Origin of the sequence: Thermovenabulum gondwanense, assembly GCF_001601575.1 — a bacterium.
Taxonomy (GTDB): domain Bacteria; phylum Bacillota; class Thermosediminibacteria; order Thermosediminibacterales; family Thermosediminibacteraceae; genus Thermovenabulum; species Thermovenabulum gondwanense.
In genome coordinates this window covers 1-5,945 of sequence record NZ_LOHZ01000012.1, presented here as the reverse complement: position 1 = coordinate 5,945, position 5,945 = coordinate 1, and the positions used below count along the sequence as shown (strand labels likewise).

Genomic DNA, 5,945 nt, shown 5'->3' with positions numbered 1-5,945 from the left:
CAAAACTTAGTAGTTCTTTGTATGCCAACTTTTTCCATATAGGTTGGTAAGGGGTATTATTGTCTTTTTTCATCTGAATATTTTTTATTTCCATTTTTCGGGTATTGACATATTACCGTGAGTCTTTAATTTTATTTTTTTTATTTACACAAAGGGCCTTTCCTTTTTCAAGAATAAGAGCTTCAGTGGTTTTTAATTATACTAAATTCACCGGCATAGTTTGTCATCATTATTTTTCTTACCTCTTCCAATTTGTACGTATGGCCCAAAGCCCACATAAGCTTTGTTACTATGGTTTCGGTAGTCATGTCGTAAGCCGGAATTACACCTGCTTTTAAAGCTTTTACTCCTACTTCGTAAACAGTCAAATCACTGCCATCCAGCAAGCATTGAGTGGTTACGACAACTGCAATTCCTTCTTTCAATGCCTTTTCAATTTCAGGAATAATATTTCTCCTGAAATTAGGCACTCCTCCCAGCCCAAAACCTTCAATAATCAACCCCCTGAATCCTAATTTTAAAACCGCGGGAATAACCTCAGGTAAAAAGCCGGGAGTTAACTTTAAGAGTAAAACCCTTGGGTCTAATTTATCATCGAGTTCTATCTGCCCTTCAGGCACTTTATCAACATTATGTTCAATAATAACTTCTCCATTCTCGACACGGCCAATATATGGATAATTAATACTCTTGAAGGCATCAAAACCCTGGGTTCTTACTTTCGATGAGCGAACACCTTTAATGATTTTACCATCGAAAACTATATATACTCCTGCCAAACCGGATACGGCTACTTTAAAAGCGTCGAGAATATTTCTCTTACCATCCGTCTGTGGATGTTCAATCGGAAGCTGCGAACCCGTAAAAATAACCGGTTTATTCAAATTGCGCAGCATAAAAGATAAAGCTGAAGAGCTGTAAGCCATGGTATCCGTTCCGTGAGTAATGACTATACCATCATATTCTTTCAGACCTTCAAATGCCTCACGGGCAATATTTACCCATTCCTCTGGCTGAACATTCGTGCTGTCAAGGTTCATTATTTCTTTACAATCAATTTCACATAACCCTTCCAGTTCGGGAATAAGTTTTATCATTTGTTCCCCTGTTAACTTCGGAACCAATCCATCTTCTCCGGAGGCTGACGCTATAGTTCCACCTGTAGAAAGCAATAGTATTTTTTTCATTAATTACCACTCTCCATTTTTTTTGCATAATTTATTAGTCCTTCTAAAATAACAGTAATATACATATTTACATCTTCAATTGTAAGCATTGGAATTTTAATAAAATCTATATATTTTTTGGGAACTATCATAGAAACTACAGCACCCGTTCCGGGAATAAGACCTGGGCCGCGCACTTTATCATGAATACCGTTACTCATAAATGTAACTCCACCCGCATCTTCACTTACCAGCTTAACAAGTTGGGCCATAATTTGTACTTTATCCATTGCACTATCCACTTTTTTAAGTTCTTGGGCAAGAGAAATAATTCTGTCTGCCAATTCTATCGTAGCTTTTTGAAGAGATCCGGGAGATACAGGTATGGCAGTTTTACTGAAATGGTAAGGTATATTATTTTGTTCTGCAGCATTTATTAAGTGCTCGGCCAAATTCATATCATCAATATTTTCCTGAGCACGAATATAAATTTTCTCCACTTCAACATCTTTAGCCATCGAAGGTATATAAGCCTTACTTTCAACCACAACGGTAGGTATCCTGTCAAGCCCCACCTCCTTCATTATCCTTCCTTTATCCGCCCACATCGCATTCCCTTCATAATCTTCGTCAGGGCCTATTCCACCATCAGTAAAATTAATTACAAGCATGATTGAAATCGGTATACCCTCCACATCTATGACAGTAGTGGCAGCGGTATCAAGCTTATTAGGAAGTTTTTCCGTCATAACCTTGAATTTTTCCGGAGCCGCCTTAATAAAAGTATCAAGCGCTGCAAGCGCACAGGCTCCTTGAAATGCCGTCGCTGTTTCGCTGACCCCTTGTCCGTACACACGCCCAAAGACCTTCACCGATGCAGCCTGGGAGTAAATAGCATCAAGCCCCCTTGCCCGTTCTATCATTAACTCAGCTTCAAAAGGAGTAATGCCACGGCGTGGAATTGCTTTTCCAATTCCATTTCCGTTAGTTTGGACTGCAATTTCGCCGGTTATAACATCAGCAGTTACTTTTGTAATTATAGTTTCAACGGGTAACGCTTTTTTTAATAAGAAAGCTATTACCGCAAAACCTGCCGAATCATCCTGTACAAATCCGCTGTGGCTGTGAACATGCCCTACACCTACGTGGCCAGAAATACCCAGAATACCCTTAGATTTTTGTGAAAAGCTTATACTATAATTTTTCATATTTTTCTCCATTATAATTTTATAAATTTAATATTCTTTTTTACTTTAAAAATTCGACTTTTAAATATATTTTCCTTCTTAATTTTATTTATTTTCTATTTTTTTATAACACTATTAACAATACTCAACAAAAAATTAAATACAATATCCATCCCCTTATAATATCTCCAGCTGAATGTCTTTGGTTCTTAGCTTGATACGCAAAATATAAAGAGGGTTTATTCAGGTTTATTTTTAGAAGGATAAGAAGAAATTAAAAGGGCGGGATGAATATTCCCGCCCTTAAAATCAATATCAATAAAACTTATTTTCCAACATAGACAAAAATGCTGTAAAACCAAATTTCACTTAATAAACGCATCTTTGATGACTTCACGGACATCAAAGATATCAAGCCCGTAAAGCTCGTCCGCAAGGCTAAACACAACCAGCTGTTTTGACATTTGTTTACCCTCCTTCCTTTTTTATATTTTCTCTTCTTCTAATGCTTTTAAAAAGATTTCCACTATTTCAGGGTCAAACTGCGAACCTGCGTTTTTCTTCAGCTCCGCTACCGCTTCTTCTTTGGTTAAAGCTTTGCGGTAGGGGCGGTCGCTGGTCATTGCGTCATATGCATCAACTACTGCGATTATACGGCATATAAGCGGTATTTCTTCACCTTTGAGGCCTTTTGGATAGCCTTCGCCGTCCCATCGCTCATGGTGGCACAGTATATAGTCGGCAACATCCATAAGTTCCGGTGTGTTTTGGGCTATGCGGCAGCCTATCTCGGGGTGCTTTTTCATTTCCTCCCATTCCGAATCTGTCAGTGAAGAGGGTTTTTTCAAAATTTCCTCCGGTATCCCTATTTTGCCTATGTCGTGAAGGACAGAAAGAAGAAGCAGCTCGTCCATTTCCTTTTGCGAAAGGCCCATTTTGCTCCCCATTATTTTGCAGTAATGTCTTAACCGTTCGGCATGTTCCATTGTTTCCGTGCTTTTTGCAAAAAGGGTAGCTAAAAGTGTATCTATGATGCTTTTTCGATAGCTTTTTCTTTCGTTGTATTTATTTCGGTACATCATTTCTTCAGCTTCTTTTAGGACTTTTTCCGTTTTTTCCTCGGGTGATTCTTTTACAGCATATCCCAAGGCTATGCTGGGCTTTATTTTTTCTTCACTCTGTTTTTCACATTCATCCTTTATTTTTTTTACCAGTTCACAAGCTTCACTGGCTTTTGCTCCCGGCAATATTATCAGGAATTCGTCCCCTCCCCAGCGGGCAATTATATCTTTTTCCCTGCAGCTTTTTTTGATTACTTCAGCCGCCTTTTTGAGGAGTTTGTCTCCCTCATCATGACCAAAAACATCGTTGGTAAGTTTTAAACCGTTTACATCTGCCATAATGACTGCAAAAGGGGTTTCTTTTAAAAGCTCCATTTTTTTAATTTGTTCTTCAATATACCGCCTGTTATAAAGGCCTGTAAGGACGTCGTGAGTGCTTAAATATAAAATTTTATCCTGCCATTCTTTTTCTTTGGTAACATCCCTGAATACCATTACCACCCCAAAGATTTTACCATCTTTATCTTTTATTGGAGCGGCGCTGTCGGCAATAGGAACCTTTTGCCCATCCTTTCTGATAAGTGCTGTGTGATTGGCAAGACCTATTACTTTCCCTGATTCAATTACTTTTTCCACGGGGTTGTCCACTTTTTCTCCTGTTTCTTCGCTTACGAGGCAAAAGACATCGGCAAAAAGCCTTCCTGCCGCTTCCTTTTTGTCCCAGCCCGTTATTTCCTGTGCTGCATCATTTATTGAGGTTATTCGTCCAAGGGAGTCGGTGGTTACAACGCCATCGCCTATGGAATTAAGGGTAATCTTTAAAAGCTCTTTTTCTTCATAAAGCTTTCGCTTTAACTCTTCCCGCTCTGTAACGTCAAATATAATGGAAAAAAGGACTTTTTTGCCGCCGTAATTTATCGGGGCTGAAAAGACGTCAACAAGTTTTATTTCTCCGTTTTTTAGCCTATGGGGAAAAACAAAATACTTTTGCTTTTCTTTTAAAGCCATCAAGCGCATTTTTTCTACTTCATCCTTGGGCAGCATGTTTATGTCCTGTATATGCATTTTTAATAGTTCTTCCTTGGTGTAGCCGTAAAATAAGCAGGCAGCAGGGTTAGCATCCAAAATCTTTCCGGTAAAGGGTTCTATCAATAGCATTACTGCAGTATGCTCATTAAACATGGCATGGTATCTTTGAAGGAGCTCTTCTTTTTCTTTTTCTGCTTTCTTTTGTAATGTTATATCTTTTCTTGAGCAAATAATGTATTTTACAGCGTTATTTTCGATTACCGGAGTCAAACTGGTAAGCCATGTCCTTTCTCCTCCGGGCAGTTTAAGGGTTTCCTCATAGGTTATTGTCTTTTGCGCTTCTGCGCATTTTTTTAAGTCTCCCTCTATTTTTTCCCCCAGCTCGCTTCCTAAAAGCTCTACAGGTGTTTTATCTTTGATATCTTCTAAGGAAAAACCGGTTAATTTTTGATGGGTGATATTGTTCCTGATATACCGGAATTCTCCATTTTTTACTCTAACGAGAAACATGGCATCTTGTGTCCCGTTGAATATTTTTTCAAGTTCGATGTTTAAGTTTTTGATAATTTTTTGCTGCTTTTCTAAGGTTTTTATCCGCTCCATTTCATTTGTAATTTCCTGAATACAGGTTACAAAGTATTCTTTTTTCGGTGAAAAGGCAGTAATTTTATACCACCTTTTTAAAACATTTGAATACCGGGTAAATTCTTCTTTGCCACCGTTTAATGCAATTTGTCCGTAAAATTTTATCCAGTCAAAGGTATCTTCCTTTATGCCCGGCAGCACTTCTGTCACTTTTTTACCGACTATATCTTCCCTTTTTAATCCCGTCATCTCTTCAAAGGCAGGGTTGACATCAAGGAATATATAGTCTTCAGGGATTCCTCCATTGTTTAACACTATTTTATGGTAAGCTATGCCAAACGGGACCTGTTTTAAAATATCAAATATTATTTTTTCTTCCATATTGCACCCCCTCTCTATGGTTTTAAAATTTTTTTGATCCCGAAATTTATTTATCATTTTTTTCTATCAACTATAAATTTAGAATAATAAAAAAAACAGCTTTATGTAGGCTGCCGTAAAAAATTTTTCCAAAAGTGCTACGGCAGCCCGGCTACCATAGTAAATTATTACCTTAGGCCCGTAGCTTTGCGCCCCTGCCTTTCGACAGGTTTGCCCTTTCGCTGTTTGTATAATTTTGTCTTAATATGTAATTTTTTGATAAATTTTGTTGTATTTTGTTAAACCAGTAAAATTATATAATATAATAATTAAGTTTTCAATTTTTTTTTTTTTTTTTTTTTTTTTTTTTTTTTTTTTTTTATTTTCTGAATATTTCGGCAAAAAATTTTTTTTTTTTTTTAAAGAAGGTTTATCCTAAATGAAACGAATAACACGTTTTATTTTTTTTTAAAAAATTTTTTTGGTTTTCAATAGGGGAGAAATATTGGAATAATTTAAGAACAAATTTGGTAAAAAGCGAAAGTTTTTTTTTTTTT

The 5,945-nt window shown here is 36.9% G+C and carries 3 protein-coding genes and 1 riboswitch; all 3 genes read right to left on the bottom strand.

The window, feature by feature from the left end:
* Positions 1 to 182 precede the first annotated feature (182 nt).
* The 3 genes from ATZ99_RS00110 to ATZ99_RS00100 all read right to left on the bottom strand — a co-directional run bounded on the left by ATZ99_RS00110 (position 183) and on the right by ATZ99_RS00100 (position 5,409).
* On the bottom strand, positions 183 to 1,187 hold the full coding sequence (locus ATZ99_RS00110; RefSeq protein WP_068747228.1) for an asparaginase: 1,005 nt from the start codon (positions 1,185 to 1,187) through the stop codon (positions 183 to 185).
* Complete coding sequence (locus ATZ99_RS00105; protein ID WP_068747227.1) at positions 1,187 to 2,374, bottom strand: hypothetical protein; 1,188 nt, start codon at positions 2,372 to 2,374, stop codon at positions 1,187 to 1,189. Before ATZ99_RS00105 ends, ATZ99_RS00110 begins: the two co-directional genes overlap by 1 nt.
* A 464-nt stretch (positions 2,375 to 2,838) precedes the next feature.
* A complete protein-coding gene (locus tag ATZ99_RS00100; protein ID WP_068747226.1) occupies positions 2,839 to 5,409 on the bottom strand; it encodes a PAS domain S-box protein in 2,571 nt (856 codons plus the stop codon).
* A gap of 138 nt (positions 5,410 to 5,547) precedes the next feature.
* Positions 5,548 to 5,634, bottom strand: a riboswitch (cyclic di-GMP riboswitch).
* Positions 5,635 to 5,945 lie beyond the last annotated feature (311 nt).